The organism is Lysinibacillus sp. NPDC056220, from assembly GCF_049315265.1.
GTDB lineage: Bacteria > Bacillota > Bacilli > Bacillales_A > Planococcaceae > Lysinibacillus > Lysinibacillus pinottii.
The window spans coordinates 190,245-213,903 of record NZ_JBMOXD010000002.1 but is presented as its reverse complement, the minus strand read 5'-3'; the positions used below and the strand labels follow the sequence as shown (position 1 = coordinate 213,903).

General features: G+C 38.7%; 20 protein-coding genes, 1 pseudogene and 1 other annotated feature. Of the genes and pseudogenes, 4 read left to right on the top strand and 17 right to left on the bottom strand.

The window, feature by feature from the left end; all coding sequences use genetic code 11:
• Nucleotides 1–38 precede the first annotated feature (38 nt).
• The 11 genes from ACOZBY_RS06050 to zapA all read right to left on the bottom strand — a co-directional run bounded on the left by ACOZBY_RS06050 (nt 39) and on the right by zapA (nt 12,775).
• Nucleotides 39–1,355 (bottom strand): amino acid permease, encoded by a 1,317-nt coding sequence (locus tag ACOZBY_RS06050; RefSeq protein ID WP_036217373.1) that lies wholly within the window; start codon nt 1,353–1,355, stop codon nt 39–41.
• 95 nt (nt 1,356–1,450) lie between these two features.
• Nucleotides 1,451–1,683: a binding site (T-box leader), on the bottom strand.
• Nucleotides 1,684–1,833: 150 nt separating this feature from the next.
• On the bottom strand, nt 1,834–2,811 hold the full coding sequence (locus ACOZBY_RS06045; protein ID WP_031419381.1) for an electron transfer flavoprotein subunit alpha/FixB family protein: 978 nt from the start codon (nt 2,809–2,811) through the stop codon (nt 1,834–1,836).
• Between the two features lie 37 nt (nt 2,812–2,848).
• Nucleotides 2,849–3,622, bottom strand: coding sequence for an electron transfer flavoprotein subunit beta/FixA family protein (locus tag ACOZBY_RS06040; protein ID WP_012295569.1), 774 nt, complete (start codon nt 3,620–3,622; stop codon nt 2,849–2,851).
• A gap of 116 nt (nt 3,623–3,738) precedes the next feature.
• Nucleotides 3,739–4,512 carry an enoyl-CoA hydratase gene (locus ACOZBY_RS06035; RefSeq protein WP_036162289.1) on the bottom strand — a complete coding sequence of 258 codons (774 nt, stop codon included), beginning with the start codon at nt 4,510–4,512 and terminating at the stop codon, nt 3,739–3,741.
• Between the two features lie 14 nt (nt 4,513–4,526).
• The gene (locus tag ACOZBY_RS06030; RefSeq protein ID WP_025114529.1) at nt 4,527–5,108 is read right to left on the bottom strand and encodes a TetR/AcrR family transcriptional regulator; all 582 of its coding nucleotides are present in this window, start codon (nt 5,106–5,108) and stop codon (nt 4,527–4,529) included.
• A gap of 148 nt (nt 5,109–5,256) precedes the next feature.
• Nucleotides 5,257–6,951, bottom strand: coding sequence for an AMP-binding protein (locus ACOZBY_RS06025; protein WP_031419385.1), 1,695 nt, complete (start codon nt 6,949–6,951; stop codon nt 5,257–5,259).
• A 428-nt stretch (nt 6,952–7,379) separates the two neighbouring features.
• Entirely contained in the window at nt 7,380–7,793 is a 414-nt protein-coding gene (locus ACOZBY_RS06020) for a DUF350 domain-containing protein (protein WP_008179180.1), read from the bottom strand.
• Nucleotides 7,794–7,815: 22 nt separating this feature from the next.
• Nucleotides 7,816–10,182 carry an endonuclease MutS2 gene (locus ACOZBY_RS06015; RefSeq protein ID WP_422761777.1) on the bottom strand — a complete coding sequence of 789 codons (2,367 nt, stop codon included), beginning with the start codon at nt 10,180–10,182 and terminating at the stop codon, nt 7,816–7,818.
• An 18-nt stretch (nt 10,183–10,200) separates the two neighbouring features.
• Nucleotides 10,201–11,910 (bottom strand): DNA polymerase/3'-5' exonuclease PolX, encoded by a 1,710-nt coding sequence (gene polX / locus ACOZBY_RS06010; protein WP_031419386.1) that lies wholly within the window; start codon nt 11,908–11,910, stop codon nt 10,201–10,203.
• A gap of 59 nt (nt 11,911–11,969) precedes the next feature.
• Nucleotides 11,970–12,509, bottom strand: a complete 540-nt coding sequence (locus ACOZBY_RS06005; RefSeq protein WP_012295574.1) for a CvpA family protein — start codon at nt 12,507–12,509, stop codon at nt 11,970–11,972.
• Nucleotides 12,510–12,514: 5 nt separating this feature from the next.
• The gene (gene zapA / locus ACOZBY_RS06000; RefSeq protein ID WP_012295575.1) at nt 12,515–12,775 is read right to left on the bottom strand and encodes a cell division protein ZapA; all 261 of its coding nucleotides are present in this window, start codon (nt 12,773–12,775) and stop codon (nt 12,515–12,517) included.
• 135 nt (nt 12,776–12,910) lie between these two features.
• On the opposite strand from zapA, the gene rnhC reads away from it, so the two are divergent.
• From rnhC to ACOZBY_RS05985, 3 genes and pseudogenes are all read left to right on the top strand, one after another.
• Nucleotides 12,911–13,837 (top strand): ribonuclease HIII, encoded by a 927-nt coding sequence (gene rnhC / locus ACOZBY_RS05995; protein WP_031419388.1) that lies wholly within the window; start codon nt 12,911–12,913, stop codon nt 13,835–13,837.
• A gap of 273 nt (nt 13,838–14,110) precedes the next feature.
• Complete coding sequence (locus ACOZBY_RS05990) at nt 14,111–14,242, top strand: hypothetical protein (RefSeq protein WP_422761774.1); 132 nt, start codon at nt 14,111–14,113, stop codon at nt 14,240–14,242.
• A pseudogene (locus tag ACOZBY_RS05985) lies at nt 14,243–14,884 on the top strand (transposase); the annotation flags it as partial.
• Nucleotides 14,885–15,043: 159 nt separating this feature from the next.
• Here ACOZBY_RS05985 and pheT read toward each other — a convergent pair.
• From pheT to ACOZBY_RS05970, 3 genes are all read right to left on the bottom strand, one after another.
• Nucleotides 15,044–17,461, bottom strand: a complete 2,418-nt coding sequence (pheT, locus tag ACOZBY_RS05980; RefSeq protein ID WP_036217381.1) for a phenylalanine--tRNA ligase subunit beta — start codon at nt 17,459–17,461, stop codon at nt 15,044–15,046.
• Between the two features lie 12 nt (nt 17,462–17,473).
• Nucleotides 17,474–18,511, bottom strand: coding sequence for a phenylalanine--tRNA ligase subunit alpha (gene pheS, locus ACOZBY_RS05975; protein ID WP_422761772.1), 1,038 nt, complete (start codon nt 18,509–18,511; stop codon nt 17,474–17,476).
• 392 nt (nt 18,512–18,903) lie between these two features.
• Nucleotides 18,904–19,668, bottom strand: coding sequence for a TrmH family RNA methyltransferase (locus ACOZBY_RS05970; RefSeq protein ID WP_031416406.1), 765 nt, complete (start codon nt 19,666–19,668; stop codon nt 18,904–18,906).
• Between the two features lie 193 nt (nt 19,669–19,861).
• Here ACOZBY_RS05970 and ACOZBY_RS05965 point away from each other — a divergent pair, with 193 nt between their 5' ends.
• Nucleotides 19,862–20,257 carry a (deoxy)nucleoside triphosphate pyrophosphohydrolase gene (locus ACOZBY_RS05965; RefSeq protein WP_031416407.1) on the top strand — a complete coding sequence of 132 codons (396 nt, stop codon included), beginning with the start codon at nt 19,862–19,864 and terminating at the stop codon, nt 20,255–20,257.
• Between the two features lie 7 nt (nt 20,258–20,264).
• Here the strand turns inward: ACOZBY_RS05965 and ACOZBY_RS05960 are convergent, their stop codons facing one another.
• From ACOZBY_RS05960 to ACOZBY_RS05950, 3 genes are all read right to left on the bottom strand, one after another.
• Entirely contained in the window at nt 20,265–21,242 is a 978-nt protein-coding gene (locus ACOZBY_RS05960; protein WP_422761770.1) for a sensor domain-containing diguanylate cyclase, read from the bottom strand.
• The gene (locus tag ACOZBY_RS05955; protein ID WP_012295583.1) at nt 21,226–22,059 is read right to left on the bottom strand and encodes an alpha/beta fold hydrolase; all 834 of its coding nucleotides are present in this window, start codon (nt 22,057–22,059) and stop codon (nt 21,226–21,228) included. Before ACOZBY_RS05955 ends, ACOZBY_RS05960 begins: the two co-directional genes overlap by 17 nt.
• Nucleotides 22,060–22,207: 148 nt before the next feature.
• A complete protein-coding gene (locus ACOZBY_RS05950) occupies nt 22,208–23,557 on the bottom strand; it encodes an FAD-binding oxidoreductase (protein WP_036164443.1) in 1,350 nt (449 codons plus the stop codon).
• Between the last annotated feature and the right edge of the window lie 102 nt (nt 23,558–23,659).

Sequence of the window (23,659 nt, the reverse complement as noted above, 5' to 3'; positions counted from 1 at the left end):
TTTTTATGAAAATCCTTGTCGAAAATTAAACGTACCGATTAATTTTGTTGATAACGGCCTTTCCATAAATAAGTTAACGTAATAAAAATGTAGATGGCTAATGTAATACCCGTCACGATTATTGAAGTGGTAAAAATAATACCAATTAAGATCGTACTCAGTGCAATAATCGCAATCCATGTAGTATAAGGGTACCATTTCACTTCATACACACTTGAGTTTGCTGATTGTTTTTTTCTTGATTTCAGATGAGCTATGGCAATAATTAACCAAATAAATAGCACAGTATATCCAAGTGATCCCATCAGAAAATCAAATGTCTTGCTTCCAGCATATAACGAAACGATGACACCTAAATATAACGCTAATGTACACATCAAAATCGCATATACGGGAACATTTCTTTTGGATAATTGAGCAAAAATTTTAGGAACACGCCCGTCTACTGCTTGTGTATAAAGTACACGTGACGAACCATAAAGGCCCGAATTCATAGAAGAAATAATAGCAAGTAACACTACAGCATTCATTATATGATCCGCACCAGGAATTCCGATCATTTTAAATACCATTACAAATGGACTTTCTGGTACTCCATTCACTTCATTCCAAGGAATCAAACTAACGATAATAAAGAATGGCAGTAAATAGAAAGTAACAATACGTACTAATGTACTGCGCACAGCTTTTGGTACTACCTTTTCAGGATTTTTTGTTTCAGCTAATGTAATCCCAATGATTTCAGTTCCACCATAGGAATAGATCACCACAAGCATAGCTGCAATTAATCCCATTGATCCATTTGGGAAAAAACCGCCGTGCGAGGTTAAGTTAGAAAAACCTACAGCACTATGTTGACCAAATGAGACAAGCAATAAAATGAGTCCTGCAATAATAAATACAATAATAACCGTAATTTTAATCAATGCTAGCCAGTATTCCGTTTCAGCAAAAATCTTCACGGATAACAGATTAATAGCTGTCACTAGCACCGAAACAGATAACGCCAATATCCAAATTGGGTATTCAGGCAACCAATATTGTATAAAAATAGCGGCGACAACAGATTCTGCTGCAATATTTAATACCCACATCTTCCAATAAATCCAGTCTAAAAAATAAGCAGGATATTTGCCTAAAACGGATTCGACTAAATCTCTAAACGTTCTTGCTTCCTTATTGCGGACTGCCATTTCTGCGAGACCTTGCATAACAAATAATAAAATAATGCCCCCTAATAAATAGGCTATAAGCACCGATGGACCTGCCATATCAATGGCTGCACTACTTCCTTTAAATAATCCTGCGCCAATGGCACCACCTAATGCCATCATCGTAATGTGACGCGAGGTCATTGTTCTTTTTAATTGTTGTTGATTGTTCTTTTCCACTTTCTTACCTCCTAAAAATCAAAAAAGGCATACCGTCTGTTCCTTCATCATCAAATGAAAGAAGAGACGATATGCCATAAGCAAACCGCGGTACCACTCTAATTGGTTCTTTATGAACCCAACTTAAAACCTTGTAACGAAGGTCAATCGTCAAACAAATAGAATAATCCGACAATTCTATTTATCTTACCACTCCTAGGCAAGTTCAAAGTCTTATTGGTCTGCGTTGCACCAACCCGCAGCTCTCTTTACCGAATAATGAGCTTTTACTACTCCTAATCTTTGCGTTTAAAAACATTATTTGAATATTTAATGATTATTCAACACTATAATCGTATCTGTTAATTATGTCAATATTTTATTTTGCAATAATTTTCAAATAGCAGCTACTTTCTTAGAAAATTAAAAAAGCAGGAAGGATCATCCCTCCCTGCAATAACGTTTATGCATTCACTTTTAGAGCCTTAAATTCCTCAATTAATAACGGAACTACTTCAAATAAATCTCCAACAATTCCATAGTCTGCTACTTTGAAAATATTTGCTTCAGGATCTTTATTAATAGCAACAATTACTTTAGAATTTGACATTCCTGCTAAATGCTGAATTGCCCCTGAAATACCAGCTGCAATATAAAGGTCTGGAGTTACAACCTTACCAGTTTGACCAATTTGAAGTGAATAGTCACAATACTCAGCATCACATGCACCACGAGATGCTCCAACCGCACCGCCTAATAAGTCAGCAAGCTCTTTCAGTGGCTCAAATCCTTCTTCAGATTTCACACCGCGACCACCAGCAACAACAACTTTTGCCTCTGATAAGTCAACACCTTCTGAAGATTTACGAACAACCTCTTTAATAATTGTGCGAAGGTTTGTAATTTCTACAGTTACTGCCGAAACATCTCCTGTTTTACCATCAACTTTTTCTAAAGGTGCAATGTTATTTGGACGAATAGATACTAATACGATACCGTCTTTTACCTTCACCTTTTCAAAAGCTTTACCAGAGTAGATTGGTCGAATGAATACAACATCATCGCCTGCGCCTTCAATTGTAGTAACATCAGATACAAGACCTGCCTGTAATTTACTTGCGATTTTTGGCGATAAATCTTTTCCATTTGCCGTATGGCCAAAGACAATGCCAGCTGGCTTTTCTTGCTCAATAATAGCTAGTAGTGCTTGGCTATAGCCATCAGATGTATATTGTTTTAAATGTGGGTGTTCCACCGTTACAACACGATCAGCACCATACTCAAATAATGGACCTGTTAAATTTGCTACAGCATCCCCTAAAAGTACCCCTACAACCTCGCCACCATCAGCAATTTGTTTTGCAGCTGCAATTGCTTCGAAAGAAACATTACGTAAGCTTCCTTCACGAACTTCACTTAATACTAATACTTTTTTTGACATAGCATATTCCCTCCGTTACCCTTTAAGATTCGATTTTTTAAACTACTTTTGCTTCCGTATGAAGTAGATTTACCAGTTCTTTTACTTGTACAGAAAGGTCGCCTTCAAGCACACGGCCTGCTGCTTTTTGAGCTGGTAAGAAGATATCAATCGTTTCAATCTTCACTTCTACATCGTCTTCATCGATATCTAAATCATCTAACTCAAGTTCTGCAAGCGGTTTCTTCTTCGCTTTCATAATACCTGGTAGGGATGGATAACGTGGCTCATTTAAACCTTGTTGAGCTGTTACTAACAGTGGTAAAGAAGTTTCAATTACTTCTGAATCCCCTTCTATATCACGAACAATTTTCGCAGAAGTTCCATCAATTTCAAGTTTTGTAATCGTTGTTACATAATTAATATCTAGTAAGTCTGCAACACGTGGACCCACTTGACCTGAACCACCATCAATCGCAACATTTCCTGTTAAAATTAAATCAGCATCTTTATCTTTTAAGTATTCTGCTAATAAATAAGCAGCAGCATTTTGGTCTAATTCGTCTAAATCATCTTCCGTATTGATGAGCACTGCCTCATCTGCGCCCATTGCTAAAGCTGTACGTAATTGCTTCTCAGCATCCTCGCCGCCAATTGTCACTACTGTCACTTTTCCACCTGCAGCGTCACGCACTTGGATTGCTTCTTCGATGGCATATTCATCGTAAGGGTTAATGATGAATTCTGCGCCGTCCTCTTGGATTTTACCACCCGACACAACGATTTTTTCTTCTGTATCAAACGTACGTTTAATTAATGCAAAAATATTCATATATCCATACCTCCTGGAACGTTTTATAATTCTAAGTAAACTTATAAATATTATATATATTTAGTTTCAATAACATCGATAACATACTTGTTTGTTGCTATCGACATATGGGAAAATTATTTGCCAGTAAACATAGGCTCACGCTTTTCAATGAATGCTTGAATTCCTTCTTTTGCATCTTCTGTGACGAACACTGTACCAAAGGATTTTGCTTCCGCATCAATACCTTCATAAAATGAAGCATGCTTTGCATATTGCAATGTTTGAATAGCTGCCTTCAAAGCAATTGGACTCTTCTTTGCAATATTCTTTGCAATTTTTAGCGTTTCCTCTAAAAGTGTCTCTTCTGAGAATGCACGGTTTGCTAAGCCCCATTGCACAGCTTCTGTACCAGAAATCGGTTCGCTCGTAAACATCATTTCAGCAGCCTTTGCTACACCAACATAACGTGGTAATCGCTGTGTACCGCCAAAGCCAGGAATAAGACCTAATTGTAACTCTGGTAAACCTAGTTTCGCTGATTCCGTAACAAAGCGCATATGACAGCTCATTGCTAGCTCAAGCCCACCGCCTAATGCTGCACCATGAATAGCTGCGATAACTGGCTTAGGGAACGATTCCACACGCTCAAATACTTGCTGTCCATTGCTAGCTAGCTTCGTGAACTCTTCTCCAGATTCTACCCCATTAAATTCTTTAATATCTGCACCTGCAGAGAAGAAACGGCCTTCACCATGAAGTACAAGGACTCTTACAGCATCATCATGTTCTACAGCATCTAGCACAGAATTTACTTCTGCAATAATACCGCGTGATAACGCATTTGCTGGCGGACGTGCAATTGTAATATTTGCTACCCCATCTTCCACTTTCCAACTTAGAAATTCCATTTCTCCACATCCTTTTAACCTTTTATGGCGTTCAGGATTAATGCCTGAACCTTCGGAACCTGTTCCATCAAATCATATCGATAGTCATTCATAACCCACGACGTAATAGTTTCATCGATTGTTCCAAAAACCATTTGACGTGCCAAGCGTACATCCATCGTTTGATTGAACTCACCTGAAAGCATACCTTCGATTAAAATTTGATCAAGTAAATGTAAATACTCACGTAATACCGAATTAATTTTTAGTCGTAAGTCTTTGTTTGATTGGCGAAGCTCTAATTGCGTGACGGTTGCTAGGTATCGATCTGTCGCTAGAACATTAAAATGATTTTCAATCATTCGGGAAAGTTTGTCTTTAGACGTATTCCCATTTTCTATTATATCTTGTAATGACTCTACAAAAACAGCCATTTTTTCATTAAAGACAGAAATTAATATATCTTCTTTATTTTTAAAATATAAATAGATAGTTCCATCGGCCACCCCAGCCTGTTTGGCGATTTTCGATACTTGCGCTTGGTGATACCCATTCTCCGCAATAACGATGACAGCTGCATCAATAATTTGCTTATATTTTGGCTTATCTCGTTTCACTTTTATATCACCACCTAAAAAACATGCGCACGTCAACATAATCACGTATGACGTGAGAACCTAAAAAAATATGAAAATATGAATGGTCATTCATTCATATTTTCATATTATATTTTACACCATTGCTTGTCAATACTTTAACACGTATTTATTTCGCTTCTTTATTCGCCATTTTCGTTTTTTCTTCTTCCACTAATGTACGACGCAAAATTTTACCTACGGCTGTTTTTGGCAACTCCTGTTTAAATTCATAATACCGTGGAACTTTAAATGCCGCTAGATGCTGACGGCAATATTTATTTAATTCGTCTTCTGTAATCGAATACCCTTCTTTTAAAACAATATAAGCTTTTACCGTTTCTCCTCGATAAGGGTCAGGTATACCTGCTACAACGCATTCTTGGATTTCCTCTCGTTCGTATAGCACTTCCTCAACCTCTCGAGGATAGATGTTAAAGCCTCCAGCAATGATCAAATCTTTTTTACGATCCACTACATAGAAAAAGCCTTGCTCATCCATATAGCCAAGATCTCCTGTTAAAAACCAGTCATCTGCAAATGTAGCGGCAGTATCCTCTGGACGATTCCAATAGCCCTTCATCACTTGTGGCCCTTTTACTGCAATTTCACCAACTTCTCCAACTGGCAATTCTTCAGTATCCCCTGTCCGCAGAATAACTGCTTCTGTATTAGGCCAAGGTAATCCAATCGAGCCAATCACCCGCTTGCCCCAAATGGGAGTAGCATGTGTCACTGGCGATGTTTCAGTTAATCCATAACCTTCTACTAATTTTCCACCTGTGACCTCTTCAAATTTCTCTTGCACTTCAATTGGCAAAGAAGCTGAACCACTTAGGCAGGCCTTTATAGATGATAAGTCATAATTAGCAATGTCTGGATGATTTAATAAACCAATGTATAGGGTTGGCGCACCAGGGAAAAGGGTCGGCTTTTGCTTATCGATTGTCTTTAATGCTGTTTCCGCATCAAATTTCGGTAAAAGCACCATTTTATTTTGAGTGAAAACTGATAAAAGCATAACCGTTGTCATACCATAGACGTGGAAGAATGGTAGGATACCCATAATAACCTCTTCACCGTGTACACATTTATACATCCATGCATCACACATTGTCGTATTGGCTATTAAATTTTTATGGGTAAGCATGACTCCTTTCGGGAATCCGGTTGTACCACCTGTGTATTGAAGTAATGCTAGGTCTTCTTCAAAATCAAAAGGAATATGATCCATTACCTTGATTGGTGCAGAGCGCATTATTTCTGAAAACAAATGATTTTGTCCACTATGTTCAACCTTGACACTAAAGCCATATTGCTTTTTTTGAATAAATGGATAGACTAAATTTTTTGGGAATGGTAAATAGTCTTTGATGGCTGTCACAATGACATTTTCTAGGGCAGTGTCTTTGATAATTTTCATAACTCTTGGGTACAAAATATCCATCACAAGTATAACTTTTGCACCCGAATCTGCCATTTGATATTGAAGCTCACGTTCAGTATAAAGTGGATTTGTTTGTACGACAACAGCACCCGCATACATGGCACCGTAGTAAGCGATTACACTTTGAGGCGAGTTAGGTAACATAATGGCCACCCGGTCTCCCTTTTCCACACCTAATGATTGTAAATAGTTTGCGAATCTTAAAGCAGATTCATATAGTTCGGTGTACGTCAAATCCTTCCCCATAAAATGAATCGCTATTTTTGATGGATTCTTTTTATAGGCGCGTGTCAAAAACTCTTGCACTGGAATTTCCTCAAACGTTAAAGACGATGGTACTTCTTCAGGATAATTTGCTAGCCATGGTTTTGCTGTCATACGTCCTCTCCCCTTTGTCCCAAACTTTGTCAATTCTTAATTTTATTATAATGAAAAAGAAATGCACTTTCAAACAGAAAATAGAAAATAAACGTATTTTCGATTAATTATTATGCATTTAACAACATTATTATGACTTATTCTATATAGTATTTGTGCGGTTAGATACGATGAACACTCATTCATTCTCAAGTCTTTCAGATTAAAAATAACCTACGTATTTCTATATTTGAAAAATATTTTTTCTCTCAAGTCTTTCGTAAATTTAGTTGAGGCTACCTGCAATAAGCTAGCTCAATAAAAAACGCACCCTTTAAAAGGATGCGTTCAAATGTTTAAATAGTCATCATATAATAGACGCCCACTGCCAAAAATGCGATACAGACAATGATTAGTACCTTTGCTAATTTTTCCATGTCATGACACTCCTATGCAATACTTGCCCCAATTACAAACGATAGACCAACTGAAATGGTAAAGGAAATGAAACCAACTGAGCGATTATCATTGGCAATCTCTTGATCAACATTAAAACGAGGTGTCATAAATTCAAATAAGAAATAGGCAACAATTAACAGCGTAAAACCAAAAAGACCCCAGCCAATCATTTCACTTAATGTACTATGACGAGCAATGGAAAAACGAAAAATATTACAAATTCCTAGTATTTTTCCGCCTGTTGCAAGTGCCACAGCTACATTACCTTTTTTAATTTCTTCCCAATTTTTATACTTCGTCACGACTTCGAACAATGCCATCGACACGACTAAACATAACACAACAACACTAAAGTATCCTGCCGTTTCGATAATTGGATATCGCCAAAAGCCAGAATTCAGCATCTTTCTCCGTCCCCTTTATAGCTTATTTCAATTCAACAACTGTGACGCCTAAGCCCCCTTCGCCGGCTTCACCAAAACGGAAGGATTTCACACGCTTATTGTTTTTCAAATAGCTTTGAATACCTTGGCGTAAAGCCCCAGTACCAACACCATGGATAATAGATACACGACCATAATTCGCGAGTAAAGCATCATCAATATACTTTTCTGTCCTTAAAATTGCATCTTCATAGCGCTCTCCACGCAAATCCAATTCTAATTTCACATGGCCATTTCGATTTTTTACACCAGCTGTTCGTACAATAGGCTCTTTTTCAGGTTTAATATACTCCAAATCACTATCAGAGATTTTCATTTTTAAAATCCCCATTTGGACAACCCATTCAGTATTCGAAACTTTTTCTAACAAAGTACCTCTTTGACCATAGCTTAACACCTTTACCTCATCCCCGACAACTAAGTTTTGTGCACGGGCTTTTACTTGTGCAGCTTTTTTTAGTACTTTATTATTTTCAAGCGGTGTTGCTTCTTCCAAACGTTTACGTGCTTCAATCAGTTCGTGCTCTTTAACAACTTGGTCGGCATTTTTACGCATTTCTCTCAGCTCAGCAATAATACCTTCCGCTTCACGTTTCGCTTCTTCTACAATTTTACGAGCTTTTTCTTTAGCTTTCTTATCAAGTGCCTCTTTACGCTCTTCATAGGCTTGCAATTTATCTTGTAGCTCTTTACGTAAGCTCTCTGACTCTAACAATAATGCATGGGAACGCTCTGCATCATCCTCCGATTGACGACGTGTTTCCTCTAATGAAGCAATCATCGATTCAACCTCATGTCGATCTGTTCCTGTAAAGCCTTTAGCACGCTCAATAATGGACTCTGGGAGACCAAGGCGACTGGATATTTCAAATGCATTTGAACGTCCAGGAACACCAATTAATAAACGATAGGTAGGACTCAATGTTTCAATATCAAATTCTACACTGGCATTGGCAACACCAGGTCGATTATAACCGTATGCTTTGAGTTCAGGATAGTGAGTTGTAGCCATCACACGAGCATCACGACCATGCACCTCATCTAAAATAGAAATGGCTAAAGCTGCCCCTTCTTGTGGGTCCGTCCCTGCTCCTAACTCATCAAATAGAACAAGTGACTCATGATCAAATTTTTGTAAGATGTCGACAATATTGACCATATGAGATGAGAATGTGGAAAGCGATTGCTCTATAGATTGCTCATCTCCAATATCAGCAAACAATTGTTTAAACACAGCAAGCTGAGATCCATCCAATGCTGGTACCGGTAACCCTGCTTGAGCCATTAATGTACACAAGCCAACTGTTTTTAAAGTGACCGTTTTACCACCTGTATTTGGACCCGTAATGACTATTGCTGTTATGTCTTTCCCAAACTCAATATCGTTTGGCACAGCTATATCTATTGGTAACAGAGGGTGGCGTGCACGAACAAGGCGGATATAGCCGTCCTGATTCATTTTAGGCATTGTACACTTATTGGCTTGGCCATACTTGCCTTTAGCTAAAATGACATCGATATCCCCTAATACCTTTACTAAGTTAAATAAATCTGGTGCTACATCTTGCACCATTGCACTTAAAGCTAGTAAAATTCTTTCAACCTCAGCCTGTTCTTTCATTTTCAAACGATGAATTTCATTATTCGCTTGGACGATAGAATCTGGCTCAATGAATAATGTTTGTCCAGAAGAGGATTGGTCATGGACGATTCCACCGTAATGATGACGATATTCTTGCTTGACAGGAATGACAAAGCGATCATTCCGAATTGTAACAAGTGTATCAGATAGCATTTTCGATGCATTACTGCCACGGATTAAGCTCTCCAATTTAGAACGCACCTTGGCTTCTTCCGAGCGTAAGGATTGGCGAATAGTTCGTAAAGTTGTACTAGCCGAATCTAAAACGGCTCCGTTATCATCAATACAGTTATTAATTTCATGCTGTAATCCCGTTAATACAGGCATTGTTTCCTTTTTAGCGATGAAATGTGGAATCTCAATTACTTCATCGGCTTCTAAATCCTCGATAAAATTGCGGAGAATTCTACTAGCTCGAATTGTACTAGAAATTTCCATTAGCTCTATCGCTGCTAACATGCCCCCTATTTGTGCTCTTCTTGCAGATGGTCGAACATCAAATATCCCACCCATCGGTACATTACCTTTTACACGTAAAATGGATAAACCCTCATCCATTTCTTCTAATAGTTGTACTACTTTATCATAATCAGTCTGTGGTACAAGCTCCTCGATGGCTGATTTCCCAATTGAAGAAGTACAATAGGTAGCCACTTGTTGCCGTACTTTATCGTATTCTAGTGTTTTCAATGCGCGTTCTGCAATCACTGAGAACACCTCCTCAACCTATTTATTTCGTCGTATGAACGCTTCAAATTGATCACGCGTCCATGTATTCACAATCAAATCTTTTGGTATCCATGCTCTATTGGCATAGCGAACTCCAATATCCATAAAACGTAAATGTGTCGAATCATGGGCATCCGTATTAATTGCTATTGGTACACCTGCTGCTAAAGCCATTTCTAAATGTTCAACACATAAATCAAGACGGTAAGGGTTGGCATTTAACTCTAAAATTTTACCATATTCCTTCGCCCAGGCAATTAACTGTTTCATATTAGGATTATAGCCATCACGATCTTCAATAATTCGCCCTGTAGGATGGGCAATCATATGGACATAAGGATTTTGCATAGCTGTCAGTAGGCGTGCCATAATTTTTTCCTGTGATTGTGTAAAACTTGAATGGATAGAAGCAATCACAAAATCTAATTCCCGCAATACTTGATCATCAAAATCTAAGGTTCCATCCGGTAAAATATCCATTTCTGTACCTGTAAATAAATGAAATTCTGGGTGAGCTTCATTAAAAGCTTCAATTTCCACTCGCTGTTTTTTTAAACGCTCTGGTGTTAAACCATTTGCGACTTTTAGAAATTGAGAATGATCCGTAATAACGCCATATTGATAGCCATGTGCTAGTAATGCCTTGCCCATTTCTGCAACAGAATATGCACCATCCGACCACGTCGTATGCATATGCAAATCAGCCTTAATATCCTCAAGTCGAACTAATTTTTGTATTTCCTCTGTTTTGTCAAACTCCTTTGTCCCTGAACGTAAGCTAGGTGGAATCCAAGGTAAATCAAAATGAGCAAAAAATGCCGCTTCATCTTGAAATGTTAGAACCGTACCATCTTCCTGCTCTACACCATATTCACTAATTTTTTCTCCTCGCGCTTTTGCAAGTTGGCGCATGCGTACATTATGGTCCTTAGAGCCGGTAAAATGATGCAAGGCAGTTGCATATTCCTTGTCCTTCACTAAGCGAAAATCAACGCTGACTGGCTCATCTAAATCCAAAATCACCGAGATTTTTGTATCTCCTGCTGCAACAACCTCTTGAATGGCTAATGTATTTATTAAATTTTCACGGACTACCTCAACCGCTTCTGTTACAACAATAAAATCAATATCTTTACTAGTCTCCACTGCCCGCCGGAAACTTCCAGCTACTGAAAAACGTTCCACTTCCTCCATACTATCTAGAAGGGCCTCTATTTGTAAAACCACAGGCTCTAGCTGCCAAATGGGTAAACGCTCAGAACGATTAGCTAAATTGGCAAGCTCCTTTAAAATTTTCTCTTCTGTTTTGGCAGCAAAGCCGGCTAATTCACGAACCTTGCCTGCTTCACAAGCCTCCTTTAAGCTTTCCGCTGAATCGATGCCTAGCTCTTGGTGAAGCTTGGCTATCTTTTTTCCACCTAAACCTGGCAACTTTAACAATGGCAATAATCCTTTAGGTACAATCTCTTCTAGGTCTTTTAGCAAACTCGATTCACCCGTTACCATCAAATCCTCAATAACAGCAGCCGTCCCCTTGCCAATACCTTTAAGTTTGGTTACATCATCCATTTCACTTAATGAACGCTCGTCTCCTTCAAGTGCTGCGGCTGCTTTTCGAAAAGCAGATACCTTGAATGGATTTTCACCTTGCAATTCCATGTACAGAGCAATTTTTTCGAGTGTACGAATAATGGTTTTTTTATTCACCAATAATTCCTCCTATCGTAAAAACACTTCTCTCAAAACAGAGAGAAGTGCATAGTTGACTATTGCATATAAATATACCACCAGTTTTGGAACATCTTTGTAATGACCGGTGTATGCTCTAAAATAAGACCACTTAACAATGACTTCGACATTAAATTTTGTATGCTATCAATCGGTAGTAAAGCGCATACGTATAGCAAAATAAACATAATTAAATAGTTTTCAATCATGCCGAACAGCGCTCCTAGCCAACGATTTACTGTGTTCAGTACAGGTAAATAAGCGATAAAGTCAAAAATCGATGCCACAATTTGCAATGTTATTTTTACGGCGAAGAAAATAACCGCAAAAGCAATTACACGATAGAATGTGCGGTCTAAATCTAGACTGTCTATCACGACACCAAGACTACCTGTATCAGTAACTCCTGGATATGGAACCCAAAATACAAATTTTTGTGCTAATGGCTTATAATAAATATACGCAACAATTAGGGCTACTATAAAGCTGACAATGTGCATCATTTGTACAATAAAACCACGTTTTGCACCGACACCAATTCCAGCTAACAGTACCACTAATATGATTAAATCTAACATTCTCTTCAACCCTTTAATTTTTTCAATTCTTCTTCCAGTTGCTCCAGCCGCTCTTTTAATAGTAAATTATCATGTACTGTATTTACTGCTGTCAGAACAGCAAGTTTTGTGCTATCAAGTGAGGGATTATGTACGTTCATCTCGCGCATACGGTCATCAACAATCGAAGCAACAAGTCGCATATGGCCAATGGATTCCAAGCCGACCATTTTATATGTATGACCATATATTTCCACAGAAATTTTATTCTTTTCTTGTTTTTCCATAGTCGCACCCTCCTATAAATTCGATACTCGCAAGATTTTTTTCGCTTGCTAGCACCATCACACAAAAAAGCTATTTATTATCATACCATGAAAGGTATAAAATTGTGAACAATGAGGACAGAAAGGATCGATTAAATGTCAAATATTGTGCTTTCCATTTCAACAAATATTCAAAAAGAGGTGATGGCATACTATGCAGCCAACTATATTGAACGTAAGGCTGCTGGTGTAATCTTCGCCGCAAAACTACCAGATACCTCCATAACAATGTATAAATCAGGAAAATTAATGTTTCAAGGTGGTGGCGCTGAGCGTGAAGCTGCCCGCTGGGGGACAATTGAAAAAACACCGAATTCGAAATCAGCTATTATTGGGGCAAAGGGGGATACACTACCAGACCAATTTGCATCGATGTCCGTATTAGGCTCAGATGAAACAGGCACAGGGGATTATTTTGGCCCCATGACAGTAGCTGCCGTGTATGTACCTTCATCCAAAATTGAACTAATCAATGAGCTTGGTGTCAAAGACTCAAAAATGTTATCGGATGATTATATGCGGAAAATTGCTCCTGATTTACGAGCAGCCTGCGTTCATAGTGTTCTCATCTTACGCAATGAAAAATATAACAGCCTACAAGCAAAAGGCTATTCCCAAGGGAAAATGAAAGCCATGATGCACAACAAGGCACTGCACAACACCCTGGCAAAAATGGCTCCCGAAACACCTGAATGTATCTTAATTGATCAGTTTGCAGAACGGGGTGTTTATTACAATTACTTAAAAAACGAACGAGAAATTGTACAGGAAAGCGTGTACTTTTCTACTAAAGCTGAGCAATTGCATGTAGCCGTGGCCACAGCATCCATTCTAGCTCGTGCTGCGTTTTTAAAGGAAATGGATCGTCTAAGTGATATAGCGGGTCTAGAGTTAATGAAAGGGGCCTCAAACAAGGTAGATGTGCAAGCTGCACGTATTTGGCGTAAACAAGGCGAAGAATTTCTACGCTCCATTACAAAATGGCATTTTGCTAATACAGAAAAAGCGAGAAAGATGATTTAAAAAACTACTATATATAAATTAGCCACTAAAAAAGATTGTCTATATGACAGTCTTTTTTCTTTTACAATGAAATAAAGTAAAGCCGTTGATTTCCACTACGGGCGGATGCTTTCCGCGGGCGGGGTCGAGCTGCTTCCCTCGCTTCGCTCAGTCCAGGATCTCGACTTTCCCGCTTTTCCCGCAGGAGTCGCTGCCCTTCGTTCCCATCAACTTCTACATAAAGTACTCCATCTACATAGGGTGTTGAAAAGTAAATTTTTGAGGTGATAAACGATGATGACGAAGAATCCATCCAATGAACGAGAACAATTAGAAATGTTAACGATTGATCCATTAGTTCCCAACAATCATTTAGTGCGAAAACTAGAGGCTGCTATTGATTTTTCATTTATCTATCCTTTATAAGGCTTTGTCTTAGGTGCCATTGTGACTCTGGAAAATGTGCACGATAGCCATGTATTGTAGCCACTTGTGGAAAGGGTCATTCAAAACGTTCAAAAACCATTAGCTGTTGCGGCAGACGCAGCCTATAAAACACCAGCGATTACGAACTTTTTGTTAGAGAATCAAATGTTGCCTGTTCTTCCATATACACGCCCTAAAACGAAAGATGGATTCTTCCGAAAGCATGAGTATATATATGACGAGCACTATAATTGTTATCTTTGCCCACAAGGGCAGATATTGAAGTATGCGACAACGACGAAGGAAGGATATCGCCAATATAAATCGAATCCTTTGATTTGTGCGAAGTGTCCATGCCTTTCCCAATGTACAGAAAGTAAGCATCATCAAAAACTCATTCAACGTCATATTTGGGCGTCGTATGTGGAGGAAGCTGAACATTTACGCCATTCCTATGACATCAAACAAATTTATGCCAAGCGCAAAGAAACGATTGAGCGTGTCTTTGCGGATGCAAAAGAAAAGCATGGTAAGCGATGGACAACCTTAAGATGTCTAAAAAAATGGTCCATGCAGGCGATGCTTACTTTTGCTGCCATGAATTTAAAGAAACTAGCTATTTGGACGTGGCAGACAGCTTAAGAGAGCATCTATGCTCGAAGAGAATGTTGGATAGCAATGATTTACTAAATATTGAAAATAAAAGAGAAAGAAAAATGACAAAAGTCATCGAGAGTAAACTTCTCGATGACTTTTGACTAAGTTTAAGACCATCTAAAACGACAGTCTTTATTATAAATTTTAGCGTACCTCTGTACCGTCGATTGTAGCAATTGCTTTTAGTACTTTATTGTGTGCAGCTACTACTTCTTCATCTGTTAACGTACGTTCTGGGTCGAAGTATGTGAGTGAGAATGCTACAGATTTTTTCCCTTGCTCCATTTTCTCACCTTCGTAAACGTCAAATACACGGATATCCTTCAATAATTTCACGCCGGCTTCATTAATAGCTTTAACGACTTCACCTGCAGTTGTTATACGGTCCATAATGAGCGCAATATCACGAGACATTGCAGGGAAACGAGGTACTGGTGTATAAGCAAGTGGCGCTTCTTGATTTGTTGCATTTAATAGAGCAACGAGATTCATTTCCATGATATAAGTATCTTTTACACCCCATGCTTTTTCCTCTGCAGGATGTAGTCCACCTATGATCCCAACTTGCTCGCCATCTAATAATATGCTAGCTGTACGACCTGGATGTAATCCATCAATTTGTGCTTTTTCAAATGAAATACGATTTCCTAGACCAAGCTTGCCAATGACACCCTCGATAACACCTTTTAAGACGAAGAAATCTACAGCCTTTTTCTCACCTTGCCATGCGTGATCTAGCCATTTCCCTGTAAGGACTGCTGCTAGATGCTCTTCTTCGAAAGGCTGTCCTTCCTCCGATTGACCAAGAAATACTGAGCCAATTTCATATAGTGCTACACTGTCTGCTTGGCGGGCAACATTATAGGCTGCTGCTTCGATTAAGTGTGGAACTAGGCTTTGTCGTAGTGTAGAGCGATCTTCGCTCATAGGCATTAGTAAACGAGTTACTGGCTCGGCTTTCAATGCAAATCGTTGTGACAGCGCATCAGATGTTAATGAATACGTCACAGCTTGATACAGACCAGCCCCCTCCATATAGCTACGAACAACACGACGATTAGCTTGATAAGATGTCAAACTACCTACTTGTGTTGCACCTTCTGGTAATGTCATTGGAATCTCATCATAGCCATAAAGTCGAGCAATTTCCTCTACGATATCCTCTTCGATTTTAATATCCTGACGACGTGTTGGTGCATCAATAATTAATAAACCATTTGCAGCTTCTACTCCGAATTTTAGGCGCTCTAAAATAGAAAGCATATCCTCTAATGCGATCTTCATGCCTAAACGTTCGTTAATAAAATCTGGTGAAACGACAACACGTGCTGGTGTTTTGTCTAACTCGTCTACTATACATGTTCCTTCCAATACTTCACCACCAGCTAATGCAGCAAGTAATGTTGCAGCACGTTCGGCAGCAGGTAAAACACGGTTAGGGTCCACCCCTTTTTCAAAGCGAGCAGATGCATCTGATCGAAGGCCAAGATGACGAGATGTTTGACGCACTGTTAAGCCATCGAAATAAGCTGATTCAATGACAACAGTCGTTGTAGAATCCGTTACCTCAGAATTAGCACCACCCATTACACCAGCTATAGCAACTGGCTCTTTGCCATTCGTAATAACTAAATCTGACGCTCTTAATGTACGTTCTTGATCATCCAAAGTTGTGATTTTCTCACCATCTGTCGCTTTACGAACAACGATTTCACCCGTTGCTAGGCTATCATAGTCGAAGGCATGAAGTGGTTGACCATATTCCATTAACACATAATTCGTCACATCCACTACGTTATTATGCGGGCGCACACCTGCTGCCATCAAACGATTTTGAAGCCACATTGGAGACTCACCAATTTTGACATTTTTCACAACTTTTGCGACGTACATTGGATTTGCTTGCATATCTTCCACGCGAAGCTTTAGTAAATCCTCTGCTTTTTCATTGGCAGCTTGATAAGCGATATTTGGATACTTTACTTCCTCTGACAGGATAGCACCCACCTCATACGCTACACCCAGCATTGAAAGTGCATCTGAGCGATTTGGTGTTAAACCAAGCTCTAGCACCGTATCGCGTAAGCCTAGAATGGCTAGCGCGTCAGTTCCTACTTCCGCATCCTCCGGAAGCACGTAAATGCCCTCAGAATAGGCTTTAGGAACAAGCTTTCCTTCAATACCAAGCTCTTGTAATGAACAGATCATGCCATTTGATTCATGTCCTCGGAGTTTGGCCTTTTTAATTTTAATACCGCCTGGCAAATGGGCACCTGGGCGAGCCACAATTACTTTTTGACCAGCATCTACATTGGGAGCACCACAAATAATTTGTTGAGGCTCTTCTTCTCCAACATCAACTTGACAAATATTTAATTTATCGGCTTCTGGATGTTTATCCTTTGATACAACATATCCGACTACAACTTTATCCATTGCATTCGCACGATCAATGACTGCGTCTACTTCAATCCCTGAGCGTGTAATTTTTTCTGCTAATAGCTCAGGTGCTAAGTCCTGTGTATTGACATATTCTTTTAACCATTCTAATGATACTAACATATTTTATCCCCCTTACGCCTCTGTTCGCTCGAATTGTGATAAGAAACGAGTGTCACTTGTATAGAAATGTCGAATATCGTCGACACCATATTTCAACATGGCAATACGCTCTGCACCAATACCAAATGCGAAACCAGAAACTTTCTTCGGATCATAGCCAGCCATTTCTAAGACGTTTGGATGAACCATACCTGCTCCTAGTATCTCAATCCAGCCAGTGCTCTTACATACGTTACATCCTGCACCACCGCATTTAAAGCATGAGATATCCATTTCAACAGATGGTTCTGTGAATGGGAAGAAGCTCGGACGAAGTCGAATTTCACGTTCAGCACCAAACATTTTTTTTGCTAAGGTATCTAAAGTTCCTTTTAAATCACTCATACGAATATTTTCCCCAATTACTAAACCTTCAATTTGCATAAATTGATGTGAGTGAGTGGCATCATCATTATCACGACGGAATACTTTTCCTGGACAGATGATACGAATAGATTCACCTTTTTTAGCTTCCATAGTACGAGCCTGTACAGGTGATGTATGGGTACGTAATAATATTTCCTCGGAAATATAGAACGAGTCTTGCATGTCACGAGCAGGATGACCCTTTGGTAAATTTAATGCTTCAAAGTTATAGTAGTCCTTCTCTACTTCAGGACCCTCTGCAATTTCATAGCCCATGCCAATAAATAAATCTTCAATTTCTTCAATAACACGTGTCAATGGATGACGATTCCCGACTTTTATTGCACGTCCAGGTAAAGTAACATCAATCGACTCACTTGCTAATTTTTCAGCAATAGCCGCTTCTTCAAGTACAGCAACCTTTGACTCTAATACTGCCGTTACGTTTTCACGAACATTATTCACTAAAGCACCCATTTTTGGTCGCTCTTCAGCTGATAATTTACCCATACCTTTTAATAAATCAGTAATAGGCCCTTTTTTCCCTAAATATGCAACACGTACTTCATTTAATTCTTTTAGACTTGCTGCCGCTTCAATTTTAGCAAGTGCTTCTTGCTCTAATTGCTTTAATTGCTCTTCCATGTTAAAACCTCCCTAGAAAATTAACGCCTGTTTTTAGGCATAAAAAAAACTCGCCCCTAAAAAAGGGACGAGGACATATTCGCGGTACCACCCTAGTTATTGCAAGGCCCAATATCCTTACAATCACTTCATTGACATAACGACTTGATAAAGCCGGCTTACCTTTACAGCATTAGGCTGGTCCCGGTAGCTGCTCACGGGCTGAATTCAAAATTGCATCGGTACGGCGTTGGCTCTCAATCTCCGGCCACACGCTCCCTGTCGTCCATTCACAATTTTTACTACTTCCCGGTCATAGCATTTCATATTTAAACTTACATTTTAGAGTTAATTATACAATAATAAACTGTTGCAAATCAAGGGACAACTAGCAACAAGCATGAATCACTTAATTATCTCACAAAACCATATAGAACTATACCGGTTGCAACAGCTACGTTTAGTGATTCTGCCTGACCCAAAATAGGAATGATTATATTTTGGTCTGTCATTGCTAAAAGCTGTGGCTGAATACCACTTCCTTCATTCCCCATTATAATCGCAAATGCACCAGTATGATGAATGTCGCTATAAGGCACCGCGTCTTCATCCAATGCCGTACCAAATACAGGTACTCCTTGATCCTGTAAAAAGTCGACACATTCTGTTAATTCTTCACGTACTACAGGGATGTGGAAATGTGAGCCTTGTGCAGCTCGTAATGTTTTAGGATTGTAGATATCGGCACAACCCTTCCCTAAAATAACAGCGTCTAACCCAACAGCATCAGCTGTACGTATCATTGTCCCAATATTACCTGGATCTTGAACAGCATCGATCAATAGCACTTTACGCCAAGATGTCTTCGCTTCCTCCTCTAAAACAGGCTGTTTACAAATAGCAAAAACACCTTGTGACGTTTCTGTTTCAGCAAATTCCTTCGCTACTACTGACGTCACCTCTACAATAGCGATTCCATCAATTGGCCATAGCATCGGTAAATCTACACCTTCACGCACAATAATCTGTAGGACTTGCTCCTTATGTTTTAATGCTTCTTCTATGAGGTGAAAGCCTTCGACTATGAATTCACCTGATCGTTCCCGCTCTTTTCTTGTTGTCGCCAATTTTTTCCAATATTTCACTAACGCATTTTGCGTAGATTCGATTCTCTTCATTGCTACCTATTACCGCCTTTTTCCTATATATTGACCATTATTATACCTTAGGAAATACCAAATTTCATAGCTATGTGAGAAAACTGTTATTTTTCTAAGACAAGTATAATTTTAGTACAGCTCTAATAAATCCATTATGCTATAATCATACATATTTCTCAGTAATTTTACAGTATCAAAAAAGGGGATGCGGATGAAAAAAACAATCCATGTAGTTGGTGCCATAATTGAAAATGATCGACAAGAAATTTTTTGTGCTTTAAGAAATACCCATATGGTGCTCGCTAATTATTGGGAATTCCCTGGTGGTAAAATTGAATCCGGCGAAACTCCTCAGCAAGCACTTTATCGAGAAATCCTTGAAGAATTCAACTGCATCATTCAAGTTGGTGATCCAGTAACGCAAACTCTTTATGAATATGAACCATTTTTCGTTCACCTAGAAACTTATCTAGCCACTATTGTCGAAGGTACTCCACAAATATTGGAACACGCTGAAGCAAAATGGGTTCCTCGTCAGCAATTGCTTGAGCTTTCTTTCGCTCCTGCAGATTTACCTTCCATTCAAAAATTATTAGCGGAACAATAAAACACATTTACTTCATATCATAAAAATGGGTCACTTGGTTACGACCATTTTTTTTCGATGCATACAAGGCATCATCCGCATTCTTTAGCAAGGTCGTACCAGTATCTTTAGATGTGACGGTTGCCAAACCAATACTTATGGTCACTTGACCAGCTGGCCAATGATCTAACGCAACGGTTTTTCTTATTTGCTCCCCTATCTCTTTTGCTGCGGCAATCTCGGTTTCCGGTAAAATCATAACAAATTCCTCACCACCATAACGAACGACGGTATCTTCTTTACGCGCTCGTTGTGTTAATAGCTGTGCCAATTGAGCAAGAACATCGTCACCTACTTGATGTCCAAACGTATCATTAACCTTTTTAAAGTGGTCAATATCAAGAATGCATAGAGAGAAAGGCTTAGCTGATTCATAATAACTATTGAGCTGTTGTTCAAGTTTTTCTTGGAAGAATCTCCTATTTTTTAAACCCGTCAGTTTGTCTGTCTCCGATAATTCAACTAAGGAAGCATTCACGGTTAATAATTTTGCCTGTTGTTGTTCGATTTCTACATATATTTGCTCCAAATTGGCTAACGCCTGTTCTTTTTCTTGGTAGGCTGCCTCTAGTAGCTTCTTAGCTGAACGTAACTCTTGTTCATAATCAATACGCTTTTGCATTTTGACTAAAATACAATCAATTCGCTCTACCGTATCTTCCGTATACAATCTAGCATTCATTAGAAATGGTATGGCCATACCTTCCTTATGTTTGAGATGAATAAACAATTCCTCTACTTGCTGTTCTAAATTTATCGCCGGATAAAAATAGGAGTGAAAAATTAATTTATTAGGAGTAGATAGAAGTATTTCTAAATGTTGTTGTAGCAAATCCACCTGTTCAAAGCCTATCCATTTTAGTAAGGTGTGATTGACCTCGGCAATCAATCCTTCGTGAGTGATGGAAAGAAAACCACAGGGCGCATCATTAAGTCGTTGTTCCATTTACAATAATCCTTTCATTATCTTCTCTACAAAAATCCATAATACACTGAATGGTTTCATTTGGGTGACTAATGTGAGGGTAATGTCCTTTCGCTTCCATTAAGCTAAAAGTACTGTCTTTAATATGTTTATGTAAATAATCTCCTACACTTATGGGCACAATACTGTCCTCGGAGCATTGTATAATTAAAACAGGGACTGTTACCTGTGATAATTCATTTCGATGATCCGATAAAAATGTTACCTCGGCAAATTCTCTCGCAATGACAGGATCTGCAGATTTAAATGTTTGTTTGAGTTCATCCGTTAATGCTGGATTTTCAGGATTGCTCATTGCGATAGGGGCCATATAACTTGCCCAACCCGCAAAGTTCATTTCCATCATCTCTAATAATTCCGAAATATCACTACGCTCAAATCCACCAATATATTCACCATCATTTAAATAACATGGAGAAGGACCAATCATAATTAATTTTTTAAAGTATTCCGGTCTTTTGATGGATGCAAGTAATCCAATCATGGAACTAATAGAATGTCCTACAAAAACACTTTGCTGTAATTTTAAAGATTCAATAATATCCAATAAATCTTGCATGTAGCCTTCCAAATTTTTATATTTCTCTGATATATAGGCATTTTTATCTGATCTTCCAGAGCCGACATAATCGAATAAGATAATTTTATATTTGTCCATAAATGCAGGCGTAATATAACGCCACATGTTTTGATCACAGCCAAAACCATGTCCAAAAATAATCGGTTGATCTCCTTGTCCAACTATTTTTACATGATTACGAACAACAATATTTTCCATCCAACTAACTCCTTTTAGAAATATATGTAATAGTTTTATTGTGAACTTTGGTACGGTAATTATCAAGATTAATTTCCACTTGTAGATTGGACATACTTTGATCATTAAAAAGAGCAGCAATGCGTCCGCATACTGCTCATCATATTGTCTATAACCATTTTCTAATTGGCGGAATACTTTGCGGAAAGTGAAAAACATTAAATGGATCATATTTTGTTTTCACTTCTCTCAGCCTTCTAAAATTACGACCATAATAGGCTGTTGGCCAATCCTGAATAAATCGATCTGGGAAATTGACATAATCACCAGTGGTATATGGAGATAAAGCTCTTCGTATGTTCTCCACCCATTCGATATTTTTCTTTTCTTCAGCTGGCTTTTTCCAAGAAGTATTGTATTCTTGAGCCATTATTGCATTTCGGTAATAATAGGCTGTGCGAGTTGGCGAAATTTCACTGACTGCTCCTCTTAAGGATTGTTGCCAAATTGTCGTATTTGGATTAGGGGCAAGCGTTAAAAAATCCTTCATTCTTTTAATGGCCTCAAAAGGAAGTGGTCTCTCTATAAAGGAACCTGATCTTTTATAGAGAACTGGTTGATTACCACTCGGTAGATCAAAAAATTCTACAGCCTTGATATAGGGTACTTCCTTTATCCATATATTTGTTGGTGAACCTGCCTTCCTTAGAGGTCGAAGAAGTTTTTTTAACTCAGCTGTAGGACCCACAAATTCCCCTTGTGCTACAACCTCTCCAACTTCCTTAGTCTTTAACTCAATTTGCGATGTCAAACGCTTATCGGTAAAGGGAGCCCATTTTTGCCAAGTATTAAAAGCAAGCTCAAAATCGTCCCATCCCCATGTGATAGAAAAGAGCGAAACTTCACTGATAGCATGAAGCTTGAATGTTAATGAAGTAACAATCCCAAAATTACCGCCGCCGCCACCACAACTTGCCCAAAAGAGGTCATTATGATTTTGCCTATTTGCTTGGATGATTCTAGCCCCATCCTGTCCACTTGCCGTCACTATCTCTACTTCGAGGAGATTATCACAAGTTAGCCCAAAAGGTCGTGACAGCATGCCAATCCCCCCACCAAGAGTTAAGCCAACTACACCAACGCTACTTTCTGTGCCAGCAGGTATCGTTACACCATTTTCCCATAATTCTCTGTACACCTTTCCTAAATTGGCTCCAGCATCGATTTTGACCGACATATCTTGCAAATTAATAGCCATGTGATTCATATCACTTATATCAATGACAAGTCCTTTATTTAATATCGAATAATTTTCATAGCTATGGCGGCCACTGCGAACCCTGAAAGGTTCATTGTTTTCTCTTGCCCATCTCAAGGCATTCACCACATCTTTTGTTCTTTGACAAAATACAATTATTCTCGGATATTTTGGATTACTTAAATTATTATTCGTCCTGGCTTGTTCATAATTCGGATCTTCAGGAGTAACGATTCTGCCTGTAAGTTTCGCTTTTTTCACCTCAAACCCCTTTCCTATCATACCTAACTTATGTCATATCCTATGCTAGGTATCATAGGGAAAGAATTTGAAGTTTTAAGCATTTTACTTTTCTCTTATAAA

Excerpts from the sequence above, each read along its gene's own strand:
- rnhC (WP_031419388.1), top strand. The coding sequence starts at position 12,911 with ATGTCAAATATTGTGCTTTCCATTTCAACAAATATTCAAAAAGAGGTG.
- ACOZBY_RS06050 (WP_036217373.1), bottom strand. The coding sequence starts at position 1,355 with ATGACCTCGCGTCACATTACGATGATGGCATTAGGTGGTGCCATTGGC.
- ACOZBY_RS05960 (WP_422761770.1), bottom strand. The coding sequence starts at position 21,242 with ATGGAACAACGACTTAATGATGCGCCCTGTGGTTTTCTTTCCATCACT.
- pheT (WP_036217381.1), bottom strand. The coding sequence starts at position 17,461 with ATGTTAGTATCATTAGAATGGTTAAAAGAATATGTCAATACACAGGAC.
- zapA (WP_012295575.1), bottom strand. The coding sequence starts at position 12,775 with ATGGAAAAACAAGAAAAGAATAAAATTTCTGTGGAAATATATGGTCAT.
- ACOZBY_RS05955 (WP_012295583.1), bottom strand. The coding sequence starts at position 22,059 with ATGGAAAATATTGTTGTTCGTAATCATGTAAAAATAGTTGGACAAGGA.
- ACOZBY_RS05965 (WP_031416407.1), top strand. The coding sequence starts at position 19,862 with ATGAAAAAAACAATCCATGTAGTTGGTGCCATAATTGAAAATGATCGA.
- ACOZBY_RS06035 (WP_036162289.1), bottom strand. The coding sequence starts at position 4,512 with ATGGAATTTCTAAGTTGGAAAGTGGAAGATGGGGTAGCAAATATTACA.
- ACOZBY_RS06005 (WP_012295574.1), bottom strand. The coding sequence starts at position 12,509 with ATGTTAGATTTAATCATATTAGTGGTACTGTTAGCTGGAATTGGTGTC.
- ACOZBY_RS05990 (WP_422761774.1), top strand. The coding sequence starts at position 14,111 with ATGATGACGAAGAATCCATCCAATGAACGAGAACAATTAGAAATGTTA.
- ACOZBY_RS06025 (WP_031419385.1), bottom strand. The coding sequence starts at position 6,951 with ATGACAGCAAAACCATGGCTAGCAAATTATCCTGAAGAAGTACCATCG.
- ACOZBY_RS06020 (WP_008179180.1), bottom strand. The coding sequence starts at position 7,793 with ATGCTGAATTCTGGCTTTTGGCGATATCCAATTATCGAAACGGCAGGA.
- ACOZBY_RS06045 (WP_031419381.1), bottom strand. The coding sequence starts at position 2,811 with ATGTCAAAAAAAGTATTAGTATTAAGTGAAGTTCGTGAAGGAAGCTTA.
- ACOZBY_RS06040 (WP_012295569.1), bottom strand. The coding sequence starts at position 3,622 with ATGAATATTTTTGCATTAATTAAACGTACGTTTGATACAGAAGAAAAA.
- pheS (WP_422761772.1), bottom strand. The coding sequence starts at position 18,511 with ATGGAAGAGCAATTAAAGCAATTAGAGCAAGAAGCACTTGCTAAAATT.
- ACOZBY_RS05970 (WP_031416406.1), bottom strand. The coding sequence starts at position 19,668 with ATGAAGAGAATCGAATCTACGCAAAATGCGTTAGTGAAATATTGGAAA.